Origin of the sequence: Nonomuraea sp. NPDC049709 (assembly GCF_040674815.1) — a bacterium.
GTDB lineage: Bacteria > Actinomycetota > Actinomycetes > Streptosporangiales > Streptosporangiaceae > Nonomuraea.
In genome coordinates, this window is the sequence record NZ_JBFANM010000005.1 from 211802 (window position 1) to 229681 (window position 17880).

Below are 17880 nucleotides of genomic sequence, written 5' to 3' on the forward strand. Positions count from 1 at the left end.
GCCGACAGGAGGTGAGGCAGTTCAGTCCACCTGCCTCGGCGGCCGGTCGAGGTGGTGGATGCTCGACTGTTCTCGTAGGTGGCCAAGAAGCAACGCGTTCTGTGTGCGAAGTCGTTGAATCTCGGCGCGCAATTCGCCGTTGGTGGCGGTGAGTTGCCGGATGCGGGCCTCCTTGGAGGAGTCCGTCATTCGCTGTTGGACGGGCTGGCGCTGGCCGGATCGCTGCTGGAGGTCGCGAAACCGCTGGATCTCCTGGATCAGTTCGGGGATCCGGTAGAGGAAGGCCCTGGAAGTGCCTGAGGCCCGAACGACCGCGGCGACCGTGATGGCCTCCCCTGCGGTGTCGAGTCGCCGGATTGCTTGTTGAGCTTGCTCGATGAGTCGTGTTCGTCGCTGTTGCTCGGCAGAGCGGAGGTAGTGGGTGTTGTCGGGCATCACGACGATTCCAGCCTCTCGATGCTGTCGATCAACGCGAATGAGGCTGATCTCGACGCGCTGGTTCATCTCGACAAGGCGCTGGTTGCCGCAGGTCTGCCCGGTGGCGATGAGTGCGGGTGCGGGCGAGCTGGTCGCGGTGCTGATCCAGGAACTGGCCGTCGGTGAGGAAGTCATCGCAGGTCAAGCATGCGTTGGGATGCGGACATGTCTGCTGCAGGGGACGTCCGCAGTAGCCGTTGGGCAGGGTTTGCTTGGCACGCGCGAGGTGATCGTCAGGGCGATCGATGGCCTGGGATCAGCCCAGCTGTTTCCAGATGCGCGTGAGCACGTCGAGCTGTGCCGGGTTGTAGAGATCGAGCACGGCGTTGATCACCGCGGCGGTCGCCGCCTGCTGACCGGTCGCCGCGTGCTCGACGGTGCGGGGCGGCGCCGGGTGCTTCCCGTTCAGGACGATCATCTGCGGGAGGATGTGTCGCGCGAGTCGCTCGCGGGTCTCCTCGTCGGCATCCGGCGGGAGCGCGTCGAACTCGTCGGTCACGTCATCTCGCTCGAAGTCCTGCAAGAACGCCTGCCGCCGGCGAGGTAGACGGTGATCCCGAAGACGGCCAGAGCCGCACATACCACGACGATCGCCTGCGTGAGACCGGTCGTGGATGACTCCGCCCACCACGACCACATCGCTACAAAGAGAACGGGCATCAGCACAACGGGAAGGAAAACGGGGGCGAGCAGCACGATGCTCCTGCGTCCCAGCGGGGATCGTGCGGCCATCCCGCAGACGATCGCCGTCAGACCGAGTGGAACGAACTCCCACAACAACAGGAGCGCCACTCCGGTGGCCGGCCACAGCCGTATGGTCGTGGTGGCCCCCAGCAAAACGGCGAACCAGACCAGCATTCTGCGTTGGCCGACCAGCTGCACTCCGCGCCGTAGATGGGCGGTTCCCGTGAGCAGCACGGCTCCGGTCACGTACGGAAGCAGGAGCAGCCCAAGAGGGAGAAGCTCACTCAACCGCCAGGTGTGCGAACTCGGGATGATCACATCCGCGCCGAGCCAGATGGTCCATGCCCAAGCCAAGCTGGCCGCGATCCACCTGTGATCATGCCAGGCGAGCACCGCGACCACGACGTAGACCAGTGGCCCGAGTGCCTGCTCGACGACGGCGCCCGTCGACAGCACCCCTTCCTCCGGTCCTCGCAGGATGTACATCCCCATCTGGGGGGCAGCCGCGGGGACCTGCTGGATGAGCAGTACCAGCGGTACGAGGACGGCGGCGACGCGGGCCGCATCGCGCCACCACATCAGAGAGTGCGACTGATGGGCAAAGCCGTCATGGCCGAGCATTCTGCACCACCAAGATCGGAGCCGACGGCGGAATCCGGCAACTCAACGTGAACACTGCCACGAGCACCGACAACTACACGCGGACACCGACAGCTTCGACTGCAACCCACAATGGTTCCCCGCTCGCCGCCGACGGCGCCGAGCAGGTACACGACGAGCTGGCCGGGGTGCTGGTGCTGGCCGGCACCAACGCGGCCGTGCACCGGCTCAACCTCGCCGCCCGCGCCCTGCGCCGGGAACTGGGCGAAATCACCGGCCCCGACCGCACCTACCGCATCGCCGGCGGCCGCAGCATCGACCTGGCCGTCGGCGACCACGTGCGGGTACGCCGCAACGACTACCGCACCCGCCGCGGCGAAGGCGACCTCGACGTGCTCAACGGCTACCGCGGCCGCGTCACCGCCATCGATGAGCGCGGCCGGGTCCAGGTGGAATGGCGTCACACCGGCCCCGACGGGCCGATGCTGGCCAGCAAGTGGATCAGCCCGTTCTACATCGCCGAGGGCGGCCTGTCGTATGGGACGGCCATGACCGTGGCGGCCGCCCAAGGGCTGACCACCTCCCACGCGCTCATCTACGGCATGGGCCTGGACCCGCACACCCTGTACTCGGCGATGACCCGCGACCGGGAAACCGCCCGGCTGTATCTGCCGCGCGAACTGCTGGAAACCGACGCCGACCGGGTGCGGCACGGCCGCGCCCGGGGCGAGGCCGACGAGCTGGAGCGGGCGCTGGCGGCCTATGCCGCCACCCTGGACGGCGTACACGACGATGTGCTCCTGGCGCCCGAACCCGACCCGATCGCCCCCGACACACCCGACGCGCCCGACCAGACGCAACCGGCCCGGGAGGCCGAACGGGCCGCAGCCGACCACGCGGCCGAAGACGACCGGCAACTCGATCACGACGACGGGCCCGATCGCCCGGCAGCCACCGTCCCCGCCCCCGTCCCCGAGCGGGACCAGGACCGGCAGGACGCCGGCCGGCCCGCTGCTGAGCAGCGAGCGCGGGCATCCCAGCGCCGGACCGGCGCGCTCCTCGCCCTGTCACAATCCCGCTACGGCGTGGGCCTGCTGTCAGAGTCCGAGCTCGCCGCCCGCCTGCGCGACCTCACCGAGCAGCTCGCCGCCACCCGCGCCGAGGCCCAGCAGGCCGAACAGGACCGCGACCGCTTCGCCCGCGAAGGCGGCGGCCGCGCCGAACGGGAACTGCTCGCCACGTACGAGCAACTGGCCGAGCAGCGGCAGCTGGTCGAGGAAGCCGCGCAAGCCGCCGAACGGAACCGGCAGGCCAACCAGGCCGTCACCCAGGCCCGCCAGCAACTGCAGGACCTGCGCCACAGCGAGCAGGCCACCATCGAGGAGCTGGCCGTGCCGCGGCCCTGGCAACGGGCCCGCCGCCGCGAACTGGAAACCGAACTGCCCCAGGTCCGCGCCCGGCAGGACCACCAGCACGAACACCTCGACCAGGCCCTCGCGCACAGCACCGAACTACAGCAGGCCGCCCAGCAGGTCCCGCCCGAGGTCACCTGGCCCCTGGTACGGCGCCGGCACGCCGACCTGGAGCGGGATTTCGACGCCGTCCAACGCGGCGCCCGAAGCCGGGACGTCACCGAGGCCGAGCAGCGCGCCCACGAAGCCCACGCCGCCCAAGCCAGCCTCCGGGAGGAGCTCACCGCCATCCAGCAGGAACAAGCGCGGCGCGCCGACCTGCCACCGGACAAGCGCGACATCCAACAGGCCGCCCGCGCCGAACACCAAGCCGCCGCTCAGCAGGACCGGCTCATCCCCGGCCCAGACACCCAGCCCGGCCGGTCCCCCATCCGTCAGCAGCCGGTCCAACGCGATCGCGACACCGCCGACCGCGGCCAGGTCCCCGAGCGGTAGGGCGATAACGCGATCTCAGCCGTTTCCCGCAGCTCGCAACTGGTAAGGAGCCTTATGTCAACTGTCCGCCTCCCTGGCCGCTCCCGGCTCCGCCGCCCCGCCCCTCTCCCCGCTGGCCGGCTCGGGTTCCGCCAGGCGCAGCGTCTGCCACCCATCCGCGCCCGGCGCCACCCGCCAGCACGGCGGCCACAGCCGCCGCATCTCCGGGGCCGACGGCGCCACGCGCACATTGGTAAGGTCCGCGCTCTCCAACCCTGTCGCCCTGCTGAACGTGGCGTCGCCGGCGAAGGTCGCCGCGCCGAACTTGGCGTCGCCCGTGAAACTCGCCCTGTCGAACGCCGCTTCGCCGGTGAAGGTCGCGTGCCCGAACCAGGAGTCGTCGGTGAAGGTCGCCGCGCCGAACCAGGCGGCGTCGATGAAAGTCGCTCTCGTGAAGGCGGCGTGGCTGGTGAAGGTCGCTCCGCCGAACGCGGCGCTGCCGGTGAAGGTCGTTCCGCCGAACCAGGCGCGGCCGAAGGTTGTCCCGTGGAATAGCCCGGTGTCGCTGAAGGTCGCCCGGTCGAACGCGGCGTCGCGGGTGAAGGTCGCCCGGTCGAACACGGCGCGCGCCAAAGACCGTCGGGGCAATCGTGCACGCCCTTACCGTCAACGGATTAAACTCGGTCGATTATCGACTGCCCGATTTCGGAACAGGGGAAAAATTGCGCTTCAAGGCAAAGATCGCGGCTGCGATGGTCGCGTTGCTTGCATCCACTGGGGTTACGGCTGCGTCGCCCGCCAATGCCTCCATGCCGGGATGTCAGACGTCCTGGCTCGAATACGACTATCGAACATCCTCCGGCGGACGTGCTACCTGGTCGAGGAATTGCAGCGGCTCCTATGGCCTCAATTCGCTGGGATATGAACTCAGGGCGGGCGGCTGGTCCGGACAGGTGCTCTTCTCGAATGGAGCGAATGTCGACTTCTGCGACTGGGACGTCATACCTCTGGAACGTTACAGGGTCACTCACATCTACATCAGCGCAACAAAGACGACCTATTGCAAGAATAGGGATGGGTGAGGTCTAGTCCCAGGTTAGGGCTGGCACTCCCACGCTGCGCGCGAAAGCCCCCGTGTGCGGGGCTTTCTGCTGCGACCTGAAAACGAGTGCAGATGGGAACACGCAAGATCGCGGTATCCCACCGTGTTGGCGTCGAAGACCGACTCAACGCTGTTCGTCGCCGCACCGCCCCCGCCCTGCTCGAACAGCCCGTCCCGCTAATGGGTATCCCGTCGTTCCTCGACCCCGGGTATGACGGGACGCCACGAAGGCCGGTCGCGCTCAGATGGAGAAGGGCCTCGCCTGCCGTACTAGTAGCCCGTCCCGGAACGTTGACCGGGTAATTGATCTCGACCGGTGAACCCGTAAAGCTGGCTTCCTCTGCAAACCGGGAGGTAGTTGTGGCTCGTCCACCGGATGTGTTCGTCCGGCCCTTGTCGATGGAGGAGGGCCGCAGGATCCAGCGCATCACCCGGACCCTCAAGGACCCGGTCAAGCTGCGCCGGGCGATCGTGGTGATGATGTCCGGGCAAGGCCAGAGCGTGCCGGACATCACCTCGTTGATGCAGGTCAGTGATGATTATGTGCGCGATGTCATCCATGCCTTCAACGAGCGGGGGTTCGATGCGCTGGACCCAAAATGGAGCGGGGGCCGGCCACCGGTGATCAGTGAGCAGGTGCGCGAGCACATCTGCCTGATCGCCCGGACGGTCCCCGCCGAGTGGGGTATCACCGGCCACTCCACCTGGAGTCTGCGCACTCTGGCCGAACACCTCATCGCCCGCGGTGTGGTGGTCGCGGTCAGCCGCGAGCACCTGCGGCGGATCCTGCGCAAGAACGGGGTGAGCTGGCAGACCACCACGACCTGGAAGGCGTCCAACGACCCGCACTTCATCGCCAAGATGCAGCGGGTACTGGAGTTATACGATCACCCGCCCACCGGCGGGAGAGTCATCTGCGCCGATGAGTTCGGCCCGCTGAACCTGATACCCCGCAAGGGCAAGCGGTGGCGGCCGGGCCGCAGCCCGGCCCGGCTGCGGGCCACCTACCACCGCTACTGCGGCGTCATGCACATGATCGCCGCGCTGGATCTGGCCACCGGCAAGCTGTACTACCGCATTCGCCGGCGCAAGCGGTGGCGCGAGTTCTTGTCCTTCCTGAAGACCCTGCGCGCGCGGTGGCCCGGCGAACGGCTGTACGTGATCATGGACAACTACTCGCCGCACAAGCACCCCCAGGTCCGAGCCTGGGCCGCCGACAACGACGTCGAGCTGGTGTTCCTGCCCACCTACGGCTCATGGCTGAACTGGATCGAGTCCGAATTCGCCGCGTTGCGCTACTACGCCCTCAACGGCACCGACCACCGCACCCACGATGAGCAGAACACGGCGATCGGCGGCCACGTCCGCTGGCGCAACGCCCGCGCCCAGCCGAAGACCAGCTTCGCCGCCAGCTCACCCATCCGAAGCTGGACCAGTTATCCAGCCAAGGTTGCGTGACGGGCCACTAGCACGAGTCCGGCCGTGTAGAGGAGGGCGTAGCCGAGGGGGAGCAGGGTGCCGGCCGCCGTGGCGGCGAGGCTGACGGCGGCGACCAGGGCCAGCAGTGTCGCGGCCACGGCGTACTCCCTCACGGCCGTGGCCGCCGCCGCGAGTACGCCGATCATGCCGAGGGCGGCGAGCAGGTCGGCGACCAACCAGGCGTCCAGCAGCCCCGCCTCCGTGACCAGGCGCAGGAGAGGCATGGGGAGTGACGGCGTCCAGATGTACATTGGGCCGCCGCCGGCCAGGTTCGCGACCGTGGGGATCATGACGAGCACCAGCAGGACACCTGCCGCAGACCTCAACGGAGGTTGGCCAGACGGTAGCCGTCGCCGTTCTGCCACAGCAGCCAGTCGCCCGCCGCCAGCATGATGTCCGGGCTCTTGTATCGCGTGCCGGTGACCGGATCGAGCAGGAGCGAGGTGGCCCCGGTGTTGTAGGTGATGAGCCGGTTGCCCGCCGTCATCCACGGGGAGACCCCCTGCGTCGGTGTGGGAACTCCGGGCAGCATGGACGTCGGCCCCCAGGAGTCGCGCGGCATCCATCGCAGCGTGCCGTCGGCCACCCAGGCGAACCACTTGCCGGACGCGGCCGCGTACCACTTCTGGTCCGGAGCGTCCATGGTCTGCGCGCGGACCCCCTCCGGCAGCGGATGCTCGGCCGTCACCTTTCCGGTCTCGACGTCGAGGATGCGCAGCACCTTGTCGTTCGCCCGGTCGGCGGTGAACAGGTGGGGGTAGGAGAACGCCACCGCCACCCCACTCGCCGGGTCCCCGGCCTTGACGACCGTACCCACCTGCGCGCATCCCTTGGCCGCCCAGGGCTGCCGCATGGCGTCGTTGCCGACGATCACGCCACCGTCCACCCAGACCTGCCCCCCGGGCCCTGTCCCCTGCGGGCTGATCGTGCGTGTGCTCCCGTCCGCCGTGCGGCACCGTTGGGCGGCCGACGAGCCGTTCAGCTCCGTCCAGGTGCGGAAGTCCGTGGCCGTCCCCAGCCCCGACCGCGCCGGGAAGCCGAGTTCCTGGGGCGTGCCGCCACTCGCGCCCGCCTCTGCCACTTGCCCGTCAGGTGTCGTTCCCAGCACCGTTCCGTCGCTGCCCAGCGCTGCGGGCGTGAACGGCTCGCCCCGCGCCGTGCGGCTCTCGACGTCCACGACGCTCGCCACGTTCAGGAGGCGGCGCAGGGCCTGTTCGATACCGAGGCCGGCAGGGATGTTGACGTTCGCCTGGTCCGGGGTGGGTGTCACAGTCTTGGTCATGGTCGGCTCGGGCCGCGTGGACACAGTCACCGTCGGCTCAGAAGACGGGGGCGATACGGGCGTCGATACGGGGGTCGATGCGGGGGTCGGGCTGAGGTTTGCCGTGGTTGCGGCCTCGCCGTTCCCGCCGCGTACGGGTAGGGGTACGGCCACCAGGATCGCCGTTGCACCCGCCGCGGCGGCCAGCGCCAAGGCTCGCCTGTTCCTGCGGCGCGTGGCCACGGCCCGGTGGATCCGATCTGCCAGACCGGGCGGCGGATCACCCGGGGAAGACTCGCTGAGCAGCGCGGCAAGACGGCGTTCCAGGTCATCCATGCTCGATCTCCTCGGTCTTGACGGCCTCACGCAGCCGGGCGAGCCCTCGCGACGCCTGGCTCTTGACGGTCCCGCGGCTGCAGCCCAGTAACCGGGCGATCTCCTCATCGCCGCGTTCCTCGACATAACGCAGCACCAGTACGGCCCGCATGCGCGGCGGCAGCCCGGCGATCCTGGAGCGGATGCCGTCGCCGTCCAGCAGCCGTTCCAGCCCCACATCCTCCGCCGCGGGCTCGGGAGGCGCCGACACGCTCACTTCGCGCTTGGGCCGCCGCCATCGGTTGGCCATGATGCGGACCATGGCGGTGCGGACATAGCCTTCCGGGTCGTCCTTGCGTCTGATCGCGTTCCACCGCAGGCCAGTTCGAGTGAGCGCTTCCTGCACCAGGTCCTCAGCGTCGTGCCGGTTCTGGGTCAAGACCATGGCGTAGCGATAGAGCGCCGGCAGCCGCTGCACCGCGAATCTCTCAAACGTCGGGTCGTCCACTCATACCTCCGGCCTCCAAGGACACTCCAGCCGGTCGGATGGTTGAGCGGCGACGGAATAATGCCGCAGACTTCCACCGTGCACGCACGGCCGGCGCCGCGCGGATGCCGTGTTCTGCTCGGCGCGGTGCCAAGGTGCGCGTCCGGTGGGCCCGGCGAAGTGAGTCCGGCTAGCAAGACCGGGGCCGAGGAACAACGGGACAGCCATTAGTGGTACGGCCAGCGGCCGGCCCCCGCCGCCCTGGTCAAGCCGCACACGGTGACCATCGACCTGATGGACGACGAGCACCACTTCGTGCTCACGGCGGCCCTGCGCGAGTTCGCCGCCCGCCAGAGCGGCGAAGCCGATGACTCTGCCACCTGGGCGGCCGAAGCCGAAGCGCGATCCGACCCCGGCGCCGTCCGCGCTCGCGAACACCACGCCGAGGCTGAGCGGCGCCGCAAGTGAGCCGCCGCCGCCGACGCCCTGCTCGAACGCATCGACGACGCGCTGTGAAAGGAAGAGTCATGACCAGCACGCAATGTCGGTGAGAAGTAACAGCACCCAGGACGGCCGGAAAACACAAGTGTGGCCACGCTGAGCTCAGCGAACTTGGCGTGGCCCGGTTCGCGCTCTTCCTGATGCACGACCGCGAGGGGTCCACCGTCAAGGTGTACGGATCGGCGGTGTTCGGCCCCGTCTATTGAGCCGGCTTGGCCTCGTCAGTTCGTGGCCTTCCCGTCGCAGAACACCGCCTTGACGAGCTTGTCCAGCGCCTTCGGGAACTCCTTTGCCGTGTCGACTGCGGCGTCCCCGGTGGTGATCGAGGCGGTCATGGTCTTGCTGCCGTCGGGCGTGCTGTACATCAGCGCCGCGTAGCCGTTGTTGCTGCCGTTGCTGTTGAACACGGTGCCGCCGCAGCCCGAGCCCATGTCCTGCACCCACGCCCCGAGGCCGTAGCGGCCGTAGCGTGCCGTGCTGTCGGGGTGCGGCTTGCGCATCTCGGCCAGGAGCCGGGCCGAGATGAGCTTGCCGTGGTTGAGTGCGGAGAAGAACGTCTGGAGATCCTTGGTGGTGGAGATCATGTCTCCGGCGGCGGAGATCCAGGAGGCGTGCTCCAGCGTGATTTCACCGTGCCCGCGCCCGACCGGCGCTGCGGTGGTGCGACGACCGCTAGAAGGGAGGCCCGTTGTCCTAGGGCGCTTCCTTCAACGCTGTCCGTTAAGGGATCGGCTTGCGAGACGCTCGTACCCCGGGCCCTCGCTTCCCGTCCACAGCGCAAGGAATGAGGGGTGCGGAATATCCCCCTCCACGCTGGCAGTTGACCCAAGCTCGATGCTGGCGGCTGACCCAAGCTCGATCGGTCGATCAGGAGTCGTACTCGGCGATGGATTCAGCCCTCACGGGAGGCCCTTGGACTCCGAGTTCCGCGGCGATCGCCGGGATCTCGGGATCGGAGAAAAACTTCTCGTAGTCCTCAGCCTCCCAGTCGAAGACCGCCCACACTCGGCTGGGATCATCGGGATCGCGGAAGACCCAAGAACCCTTGGACCCGTGCTCCTTCCTCTTCTTGACGCCTTTGGTCGAAAACGTCTTCAGGAATTGATCGAAGTCGGTGACTCTGGCGATGGTGAGGATCATGCCTCCTCCTTCCTCGGAGAGCCGGCTCGAACTTACCGTCTCCAGCTGGGGACCCGTTCGCTACACGGCTGAGAGTGTCGTCACGGCACCAGGCGGTGCCTCGCATGCGAGTGCGGTCGGCGTTCCCCTGCGGACAGTTCTGCGCTCGCTGCGTTCTCCGTCGTTCATGGGGAAGGTGCCGACTGGTGTCGCCGACAAAGTCCGGTATGACCTCCAGCGACTTCCATCGCCACGGTCCATCCACGCGCTTGACGGTGTCGTTGAAGCGCGCGTATATGATCCGCGGGATGTCCGGTAGCGCTGGCAGATGCAGGCATAGCTCGTGAATGATGCGTTTTCTGCGTCGTGCCTGGGTGCCATTGAGGACCTCACGGTGTGGGGTCCTTGGCCGGTTCAGCCTTAGCGGTCGCGGTGATGTCTCGTAGCAGCCAAGCGACAGCGACCGCCGCGCCGACTGCGGTTATGGCGCTGATCGCGCCGACGACGTTGAACCCGGCGATGAACGCCTCCCTGGCCGTTGTGAGCAGGCTCGTGGCTGCCGGGCCGGGCAGTTGCTGGGCCACGCCGGTCGCGTTTGCGAGGCTTGCTCGTGCGGCATCGGCGCTCCCCGCGGGCACGCCGGCCGGCACGTCGCTCATCCCGCTGCCGTAGACGGCGGCAAGGACGCTGCCCAGAGACGCGACGCCGAGCGCGAGCCCGAGCTCGATGCTGGTGCTCGACATGGCCGCGGCAAAGCCCGCCTTGTCTTGCGGAGCACTGGCCACCACCAGGTCGGTGACCAGCAGCACCAGCGGGGCCATGCCGGCCAGGACGAGCACCATCGCCACGACCAGGGTCCCGTGTCCTGTCCCTGTGTCGACCATGGCGAGCAGGCCGTACCCGGCTGCTGCGACGATCAGGCCGCCTGCCATCAGCCATGCGCGTGGCAGCCTCGCCGCGATGGGAGGGATGACCAGGGCCATCAGCGCGAAGATCCCGGTTCCCGGTAGCAGCCACAGCCCGGCCTGGATCGGTGACTCGTGGAGCACCAACTGGAAGTACTGGGGCATCAGGAACAACACTCCGCCGATCGCGAACTGCCCCACCAGCAACGCTGACAGCGCGACACTGAACGCACGGCCGCGGAACAGCTGGAGGTCCAGCAGCGGGCTGTCCATCCGGTTCTGCCTGCGGATGAACAGCACGGTGAAGGTGGCGCCGAGCACGAGGCCGAGCAGCACGGGCAAGGACATGCCGTGGCCGGCCAACTCCTTGACGCCGTAGACGATCGGCAGGATGGCGACCACCGACAGTCCCACGCTGGGCAGGTCGAGCCTTCCGGGACCAGGGTCCGCGGACTCGGGCAGCAAGATCGGCGCGAGCAGCAGGATCAACGCCATCACCGGGACAGCGGCCAGGAACACCGCGCCCCACCAGAAGTTCTCCAGCAGCAGACCACCGATCAAGGGGGCGATGGCACCATCGGTTGTGAAGCAGGTCATCAGCACCGAGATGGCCGCGATGCGCTGCTTCGGATCGGCGAAGACGTTGCGCAGGATGCCCAGGATCGAGGGCACCAGCGCCGCACCCGCGATGCCCAGGACGGCGCGGGCGGCGATCAGCATCTCCGCGCCGGTGGAGAACGCGGCCAGCACCGACGCCATCCCGAACCCGGCCGCGCCCAGGATCAGCAGCCGTCTGCGCCCGATCCGGTCGCCGAGCGTGCCCATGGTGATCAGCAGCCCACCGATGAGGAAGCCGTAAACGTCCTGGATCCACAGCATCTGCGGTCCCGAGGCGCCGAGATCTGCGGTGACGTGCGGTAGCGCCAGGAACAACACGGTGTTGTCCATGGCGATCAGCACGCTGGCCACGGACAGAACGGCGAGGCCGGTCCACTCCCGTGGACCGGCCCGCATGGCGATGGGCCGCGATGCGCTGACGGACATACCTGGCACACTCCTGGGGGTCGGTCGGCCGGCCGAGTGCGGTGCCGGCTTGAGACCGGCTGACCCTCGGTCTCGCTCCGCTCTCGAAACAGCGAAGTCCCTGAATAATGTTCCGATACCAAACGTAACGTAATGCCTCAAGGCATGCAACGGGGCTTCTTCCGGAGACGCGACACTGGCCCAGTTGCGTTCCTCACCGCAACGAAACTGCCGTATCGTGGTACGCGATGATGGCGGCAGGCGAGATCTCCCCAGGCACCGTGCGGGTCGGGCGTCCGCGCGACCCCGCGATCGACGTCGCGGTGCTCGAGGCGACACTGGCGGCACTCTTCAGCGTCGGCTACACCCGGCTGAGCCTGGAGGACGTAGCACGACAGGCCGGGACGACCAAGCCGGCGATCCGCCGCCGCTGGCCAGGCCGCTCGCACCTCGTACTCGCCGCGCTCGGCTCCCGCCTCGGCGCCATCAAGGCGCCGGACACCGGCTGCACGCTCTGCGACCTCGACGAATGCCTGAAGCTCTTCGCTCGGGCATTCCGGTGCATTTCGCCAGACGTGCTCGGACCGCTCCTCGCCGACTGCGCCGGCGACCCCGAGTTGCGGCAGACGTTCATGACGACACTGTTCGACCCCCCGCGCACCGCCGTCCAGCGGACGCTCGCCCGAGCCTACGAGCGCGGCGACCTGCGCGAAGAGGTCGACCCGGCCATCGTCCTCGACCTCCTCGGCTCTTTCGTGTACTACCGCGTCCTGTTCAGCCACCTCCCGATCGACGACAGGGAGATCGAGCACGCAGTCGAAACGCTACTCCGGGGCGTAGCCCGCGACTACAAGCAACTCCTCGAGCACAGCCGCCGAACGAGCGCCACTTCCGAGATGCACTCCCTGCACGCCTGAAGGGCTGTCGTCCCCACCCGCCTCTGTAGCTGGAGAGCGGCTCGAATGATCGCCGCTGGCTCATCGCAACGGCGATCACGCCGCCACGCGCGCAATCTCACCGAGCGCCGCGACTGCATGGCCTCACGGGAGCTGCCTTGAGCTGCCGGCTCGTACGATCGCGGGGTGGAAAGGCGAACCAGAAGCCCTTCCACCCGCGACCGGTGCCGCACACGGTAGGGTCCCGGGCGCCGCAGCAGCCATTCGCGGCCGGAGCCCGGCGAGTTGCTGATCGAGCAGGGCGGTGAGCTCGGCGTCCAGCGCTCGCCGGCTGGCGGCGCGGGGCAGGCGGCGATGAGGCCGCACAAACAGTCCAGGACGGTGAACGCGGCCTCGCGGATGACGCCGCGGGCGGCGTGCACGTGCTCGCGCGGGTCGCCGCTACCCGTGTGGGGATCGTTCAGAGAGCTGGGCCAGCCGTCGCTGTAGTAGACGCCGTTCGGCATCGTCGTGGACGAGGGCTAGGGCACGTTGGTAGGCGGTGCGGGCTTCCGGGATGCGGTCGGCGCGGCATAGCAGTTCGCCGCGGGCGGCGTGCAGGTAGTGGAAATCTCGAAGGGTGAGTCGGTCGATGATGTCCAGTCCGGCTTCGGGGCCGTGTGTCTCGGCGATGGCGATGGCGCGGTTCAGTTCGACCACCTGGGAGGCAGTGAGCCGCGCGAGTTCGCCGTAGAGCGCGGCGATCTGTGGCCAGTCGGTGGGCCAGTCGGTGTGCAGCACGGCGATCGCCGCCTGGATGACGTACGGGCCGCGGCCGTGCAGGGCCAGGGCTCGGGACAGTATGCGGCGGCCTTCGGCGATTGCGGCGACGTTCCACAACGAGCGGTCCTGGTCGGCGAGCAGGACCAGTTCGTCGTTCTGGAAGCGCGCGTGGCGACGGGAGTCGTGCAGCAGCATGAGGGCCAGCAGGCCGTGCGCCTCCGCCTCGTCGGGCATGAGCTCGGCCAGCGCCCGCCCGAGCCGGATCGCCTCGCCGGCAAGGTCGACCCGACCCATGTACCCTTCGTTGAAGATCAGGTAGACGACCGCGAGCACGGCGGTCAGCCGATCGGGCAGCAGGTGGTCGGCGGGCACCCGGAACGGGATTGCGGAGGCTTTGATCTTCCGTTTGGCCCGGACCAGTCGCTGCGCCATCGTCGGCTCGGGCACCAGGAACGCGTGTGCGATCTGGTCCGTGCTCACCCCGCCGAGCACGCGCAACGTCAAGGCAACCTGCGCTTCCATGGCGAGGGCGGGGTGGCAGCAGGTGAAGATGAGCTTGAGTCGCTCGTCGGGGAAGACCTCGTCGTTCATCGGGTCCCTCTCGTCCTCCCGGGCGTGCTGCACCTGGAGCAGGCGCGTCTTCTCGGCCAGCGTGCGATCACGGCGGATCCGGTTGATCGCCCGGTTCCGTGCCGTTGTGATCAGCCAGGCGCCCGGGTTGGCCGGGATTCCGTTTCGCGGCCAGCGGTCAGCGGCGATCGCGAATGCCTCCTGCGCGGCTTCCTCGGCGAGGTCGAAGTCGCCGAGGAAGCCGATCAGCGCCGCCAGGACGCGTCCCCACTGCTCGCGGAAGATTCGCTCCAGCACGTCGGTCATTCGTTCAGCGGGCGTATTTCGATCGCGCCGCCCATTCGGGCCGCCGGGATGCGGGCGGCCAGCTCGATCGCCGCGTCGAGGTCGTCGGCCTCGTAGAACAGGTAGCCGCCGAGCGCCTCCTTCATCTCCACGAACGGGCCGTCGGTGGTCAGCGTCTTGCCATCCTGCACCCGCACTGTGGTGGCCGTCTCCGGCGGTTGCATCCATCGCCCGGGGGTGACACCCGGAGTCTGCTCGATCGCCTGGTATTCGGTGGGGATCGCCTGCTGCTCGTCCTGCGACAGGCGGTCCCACGCGTCCGGGTCGCCGTGGCTGATCAGCAGCATGTACTTCATCGTGTCCTCCTCGGTTGCGTGATGGTCGTCTCTAAGACAATCGGGGCGCGGCGAAATCGACACCATGGCTCTGTCGATTTTCGTGCTCGGGCTCGGGCTCGCCTTTTTGTATCCTGGCATCGTCTACCGGCCTGTCGAGCGGGAGACCTCGCCAGTGCTCTGGCGGGTCTGTCCAGCAAACGGCGTGCGCCGTTATCAGTGGTAGCGCTGTGTGCTCGCCTCCAGGCTGGAACGTGCTGAAGATCGACTTCTTGCGGGTGTGGTGTTTGCTGGCCTGTCTGCCCTGCTCATCGATGATGTAAAGGGACAAGGACAACCTCATTCGGGCGATGGCCCGTACTGGCGATGGACAGCCTGTCAGGCTCCGGCGGACACGCATGCGCGCGGGTGGACCGGCTCGTCGCGGAGCTTCAGGCGCATCCGGACAACGAAGAGGAGCAGCCGGTGGCGTTGCTCAACCGAGCTGCCCGGCCCAGAACGCGCACCCGTGGGCGGCGGCGACGTCGGTCGGCCCCGTCGTGTCGGGCGGGGCCGCCAGCGACTGCGTGCTGGGGCGGACGGGGTCGAAGGTCTGCCAGCGAGGCAGGCCGGGCGCGTTGGGGTCGCCGGTGCGGGCGAACGCCGTCCAGTATCCGATCATGGTGGTGGACAGCTGCCGCCGGTGGGCGTCCAGGCCGGTGCTGGGGAAGAGGTATGCCAGTTCCGCGCCGTGTGCGGACCCGAGCGGGAAGTCCGAGCCCGGGATCTTGGTCAGGACGTCGTCCCCGGCGAACTCGAACGCGTACGTGCGAACCCGCTGGGCCAGGCTCCGGTTCCGCTCGTACGTCGGGCAGGCGAACACCACGTCGGTGGTCAGCGTCGCCCAGGCCAGTCCCGGAGAGGCGTACCGGGAGAGGGGGTAGCGGCGGGCGACGCGGTCGGCCTGCTCGCCGAACGCGCGCCGCAGCAACCGAGTGTAGGCCCGGGCGGTGATCGGCGTGCCCGGAAGCTCGTAGAAGAGGGCGACCATGTAGCGCATCTCGTCGCGGGTGGTGCCGGAGATGACCGGGACGCGGTGGAACGTGCCGGTGGCCAGGGCACGTTCGGGATTCTGCGGGAGCACCGGGCTGCCGACCGCGGGGGTGATGAACAGGTCGTGCAGGGGCAGCAGACGCGCGGTGGGCACCCGGCGCAGGCAGGTGAGGGCCGTCGCCGGGTCAGCGCAGCCGAGCCGGGCGGCGAGCCGAGCGCCGTCGGCCTGCCGGTCGGCGACGGACGGCCACTGGCGGAAGGCGGGTACGCCGGGGAACATGGTGCCGGCAGGCACCGTACCGGTGCAGGGGGCGCTCTGCATGATCGCGCGATGGAAGAGGCCGGCCGCTCGCGGTGATGCGAGGTGCGCGCAGACGCTCTTGCCTCCGGCGGACTCCCCGAACAGCGTGATGTTGCCGGGGTCGCCGCCGAACGCAGTGGCGTTGCGGTGCACCCAGCGCAGGGCGGCCTGCTGGTCTTCCAGGGCGAAGCCGCCGGAGCCGGCCAGGCCGCGGTGAGCGAACAGTCCGAAGACGCCCAGCCGGTAGTTGACGGTGACGACGATGACGCTCCCGGTCGTGGCCAGGTGGTGAGCGTCGAAGTCGCTGCCGGCGCCCTCGATGAATCCTCCGCCGTGCAGCCACACCATCACCGGTTTGCGCCCGCCGGGGGTGCGGGGGACGGTGACGTTGAGGTAGAGGCAGTCCTCCGACGTGCCGGTCGGCTGCCCCGGGGTCGCGGGCTGGGCGCAGCGCGGGCCCGGTTGGGTGGCGTTCCGGACACCGGGCCACGGCCGGGCGGGCGCGGGCGAGCGCCAGCGCCGGTTGCCGGTGGGAGCGGCGGCGTAGGGAATGCCCTGAAACACTCGGTGGTCGTCGGCCTGTGCGCCTTTCACCCAGCCGAGATCCGTGCGGACCAGCGGGCCCGCAGAGACGGCGGGCGTGGCGGGCGCGGGAGGCGCGGCCGAGATCAGCTGCGCGACACAGGCGGCCAGCGCCGCCCAGCATCGCCCGTTCACGAGCGGCGGCCCTTCAGCCGGGCCGCCGCGGCCAGTGCGAGGCCCAGCAGGCCCACCGCCGCGCCGGTCCATGGGGGCAGGTCGGCCGTGCGCTCGGCCACCGCGAGCAGTCCCCAGCCGGTCCCCCAGAGCCACCTGGTCAGGGCGTTGCCGAAGCCCTGGATCATCAGCAGCACACCCGCGATCATCATGACGTCGCATCCTCCGGTCTCCCAGGGCACCCTGAGACAGCAAATCAATACAACCGTCCGGTAATATCATAAGCGGGGATAGCAGGCCAAGTCGGTTGTACTGAAATGTTGGAGAGTGCCGTGGGTAAGGGCAGTCGTACGCGGGGCCTGGGTGCCCGGCATGAAGATCGGCGGCGGCAGATCGCGGAGGCACTGCTGGCGATCATCAACCGCCACGGACTCGACGCGGTGAGCCTGCGAGACGTGGCCGCCGAGGCGGAGGTCTCGCTGGGCGCCGTCCAGCACTATTTCCGCAGCAAGGACGAGATGCTGCTGTTCGCCCTGGACTACATCAGCGAGCGCGGAACCGAGAGGGTACGGCAGAGCCTCGGCGTGGGCGAGCAGCCGCCGCGCGCCGTGCTGCGCGACATCCTGGCCGAACTGGTGCCCACCGACGACGAGCGCCGCGCCGAGCTGCGCATCGCGACCGCGTTCACCGCCCGCGCGCTGGTGAGCCCGAAGCTGGCCGACCATCTACGTGCGGGCTACGACGCCCTGCACGACGTGCTGGTCCTACTCATCCGTCACGCCCAAGACGCCGGCGAGGTCTCCACCGACCTGGATCCCGAACGGGTGGCGGCGGCGCTGTTCGCGCTGGCCGATGGCCTCGGCACGCACGTACTCATCGGGCACGGCAGCCCGGAGACGGCACACGCCGTCCTGGACGAGCACCTCGACCGGCTCTTCGCCACCGCACCTTGAGCCTCGACCAGATGGAGGATCCAGGACCTGTTCCGCACCGCACTATTCATGAGATCCTCGACGCCGCCCCTGCCACCGGACAGCACACCCTCGGCTTTCTCGGCAATCAGCAGCACGGACAGCAACTCCTACGTCTCGTGGGTCGGCCTGCATTGCCAGCCGAACTGCGCGCCGTCACACCGGCCCTCTCCAGTGCCGACGACCTCACCTG

Annotated in this window: 19 protein-coding genes and 1 pseudogene; 6 read left to right on the forward strand and 14 right to left on the reverse strand. The window is 68.7% G+C overall.

All coding sequences use genetic code 11. From position 1 onward, the window contains the following. Window positions 1-21: 21 nt before the first annotated feature. From AB0J69_RS07225 to AB0J69_RS07235, 3 genes are all read right to left on the reverse strand, one after another. Window positions 22-612, reverse strand: a complete 591-nt coding sequence (locus AB0J69_RS07225; RefSeq protein ID WP_364113814.1) for a DUF6262 family protein — start codon at window positions 610-612, stop codon at window positions 22-24. 121 nt (window positions 613-733) lie between these two features. After that, on the reverse strand, window positions 734-976 hold the full coding sequence (locus tag AB0J69_RS07230) for a hypothetical protein (protein ID WP_364113815.1): 243 nt from the start codon (window positions 974-976) through the stop codon (window positions 734-736). Then, complete coding sequence (locus AB0J69_RS07235) at window positions 973-1782, reverse strand: hypothetical protein (protein WP_364113817.1); 810 nt, start codon at window positions 1780-1782, stop codon at window positions 973-975. The genes AB0J69_RS07230 and AB0J69_RS07235 overlap by 4 nt, the downstream gene beginning before the upstream one ends. Window positions 1783-1829: 47 nt before the next feature. Here AB0J69_RS07235 and AB0J69_RS07240 point away from each other — a divergent pair, with 47 nt between their 5' ends. Then, window positions 1830-3668 (forward strand): hypothetical protein, encoded by a 1839-nt coding sequence (locus AB0J69_RS07240; protein WP_364113819.1) that lies wholly within the window; start codon window positions 1830-1832, stop codon window positions 3666-3668. 57 nt (window positions 3669-3725) lie between these two features. Here the strand turns inward: AB0J69_RS07240 and AB0J69_RS07245 are convergent, their stop codons facing one another. Then, window positions 3726-4268: a pentapeptide repeat-containing protein gene (locus AB0J69_RS07245; RefSeq protein WP_364113821.1), complete on the reverse strand. Its 543-nt coding sequence runs from the start codon at window positions 4266-4268 to the stop codon at window positions 3726-3728. A gap of 29 nt (window positions 4269-4297) precedes the next feature. Between AB0J69_RS07245 and AB0J69_RS07250 the strand changes: the two genes are divergently transcribed. Together AB0J69_RS07250 and AB0J69_RS07255 are read left to right on the forward strand one after the other, a co-directional pair. Beyond that, window positions 4298-4729: a hypothetical protein gene (locus AB0J69_RS07250; protein ID WP_364113823.1), complete on the forward strand. Its 432-nt coding sequence runs from the start codon at window positions 4298-4300 to the stop codon at window positions 4727-4729. Between the two features lie 380 nt (window positions 4730-5109). Continuing rightward, window positions 5110-6207, forward strand: coding sequence for an IS630 family transposase (locus tag AB0J69_RS07255; RefSeq protein WP_364113825.1), 1098 nt, complete (start codon window positions 5110-5112; stop codon window positions 6205-6207). On the opposite strand, the gene AB0J69_RS07260 is transcribed toward AB0J69_RS07255, so the two are convergent. The 3 genes from AB0J69_RS07260 to AB0J69_RS07270 form a co-directional block, all read right to left on the reverse strand. Further along, window positions 6186-6527 (reverse strand): hypothetical protein, encoded by a 342-nt coding sequence (locus tag AB0J69_RS07260; RefSeq protein WP_364113827.1) that lies wholly within the window; start codon window positions 6525-6527, stop codon window positions 6186-6188. The two genes, AB0J69_RS07255 and AB0J69_RS07260, sit on opposite strands and share 22 nt — an antisense overlap. 23 nt (window positions 6528-6550) lie before the next feature. After that, window positions 6551-7510 carry a hypothetical protein gene (locus AB0J69_RS07265; RefSeq protein ID WP_364113829.1) on the reverse strand — a complete coding sequence of 320 codons (960 nt, stop codon included), beginning with the start codon at window positions 7508-7510 and terminating at the stop codon, window positions 6551-6553. Between the two features lie 307 nt (window positions 7511-7817). Continuing rightward, on the reverse strand, window positions 7818-8312 hold the full coding sequence (locus tag AB0J69_RS07270) for a SigE family RNA polymerase sigma factor (protein ID WP_364113831.1): 495 nt from the start codon (window positions 8310-8312) through the stop codon (window positions 7818-7820). Between the two features lie 258 nt (window positions 8313-8570). On the opposite strand from AB0J69_RS07270, the gene AB0J69_RS07275 reads away from it, so the two are divergent. Beyond that, window positions 8571-8759, forward strand: a complete 189-nt coding sequence (locus AB0J69_RS07275) for a hypothetical protein (RefSeq protein ID WP_364113833.1) — start codon at window positions 8571-8573, stop codon at window positions 8757-8759. Between the two features lie 254 nt (window positions 8760-9013). On the opposite strand, the pseudogene AB0J69_RS07280 reads toward AB0J69_RS07275, so the two are convergent. The 3 genes and pseudogenes from AB0J69_RS07280 to AB0J69_RS07290 form a co-directional block, all read right to left on the reverse strand. Beyond that, window positions 9014-9484: pseudogene (locus AB0J69_RS07280) on the reverse strand (serine hydrolase); the annotation flags it as partial. A 175-nt stretch (window positions 9485-9659) separates the two neighbouring features. Beyond that, the gene (locus AB0J69_RS07285; protein ID WP_364113835.1) at window positions 9660-9932 is read right to left on the reverse strand and encodes a hypothetical protein; all 273 of its coding nucleotides are present in this window, start codon (window positions 9930-9932) and stop codon (window positions 9660-9662) included. A 368-nt stretch (window positions 9933-10300) separates the two neighbouring features. Then, the gene (locus AB0J69_RS07290) at window positions 10301-11785 is read right to left on the reverse strand and encodes an MFS transporter (protein ID WP_364113837.1); all 1485 of its coding nucleotides are present in this window, start codon (window positions 11783-11785) and stop codon (window positions 10301-10303) included. Between the two features lie 302 nt (window positions 11786-12087). Between AB0J69_RS07290 and AB0J69_RS07295 the strand changes: the two genes are divergently transcribed. Continuing rightward, window positions 12088-12756 (forward strand): TetR/AcrR family transcriptional regulator, encoded by a 669-nt coding sequence (locus tag AB0J69_RS07295; RefSeq protein ID WP_364113839.1) that lies wholly within the window; start codon window positions 12088-12090, stop codon window positions 12754-12756. Window positions 12757-13176: 420 nt separating this feature from the next. Here the strand turns inward: AB0J69_RS07295 and AB0J69_RS07300 are convergent, their stop codons facing one another. The 4 genes from AB0J69_RS07300 to AB0J69_RS07315 all read right to left on the reverse strand — a co-directional run bounded on the left by AB0J69_RS07300 (window position 13177) and on the right by AB0J69_RS07315 (window position 16928). Continuing rightward, complete coding sequence (locus tag AB0J69_RS07300) at window positions 13177-14373, reverse strand: DUF6596 domain-containing protein (protein ID WP_364113841.1); 1197 nt, start codon at window positions 14371-14373, stop codon at window positions 13177-13179. Then, window positions 14370-14708: a YciI family protein gene (locus AB0J69_RS07305; RefSeq protein ID WP_364113843.1), complete on the reverse strand. Its 339-nt coding sequence runs from the start codon at window positions 14706-14708 to the stop codon at window positions 14370-14372. The genes AB0J69_RS07300 and AB0J69_RS07305 overlap by 4 nt, the downstream gene beginning before the upstream one ends. A gap of 454 nt (window positions 14709-15162) precedes the next feature. After that, on the reverse strand, window positions 15163-16737 hold the full coding sequence (locus tag AB0J69_RS07310; RefSeq protein ID WP_364113845.1) for a carboxylesterase family protein: 1575 nt from the start codon (window positions 16735-16737) through the stop codon (window positions 15163-15165). Beyond that, window positions 16734-16928: a hypothetical protein gene (locus AB0J69_RS07315; protein ID WP_364113847.1), complete on the reverse strand. Its 195-nt coding sequence runs from the start codon at window positions 16926-16928 to the stop codon at window positions 16734-16736. The genes AB0J69_RS07310 and AB0J69_RS07315 overlap by 4 nt, the downstream gene beginning before the upstream one ends. 120 nt (window positions 16929-17048) lie before the next feature. Here AB0J69_RS07315 and AB0J69_RS07320 point away from each other — a divergent pair, with 120 nt between their 5' ends. Beyond that, entirely contained in the window at window positions 17049-17669 is a 621-nt protein-coding gene (locus AB0J69_RS07320; RefSeq protein WP_364113849.1) for a TetR family transcriptional regulator C-terminal domain-containing protein, read from the forward strand. Window positions 17670-17880: the final 211 nt, after the last annotated feature.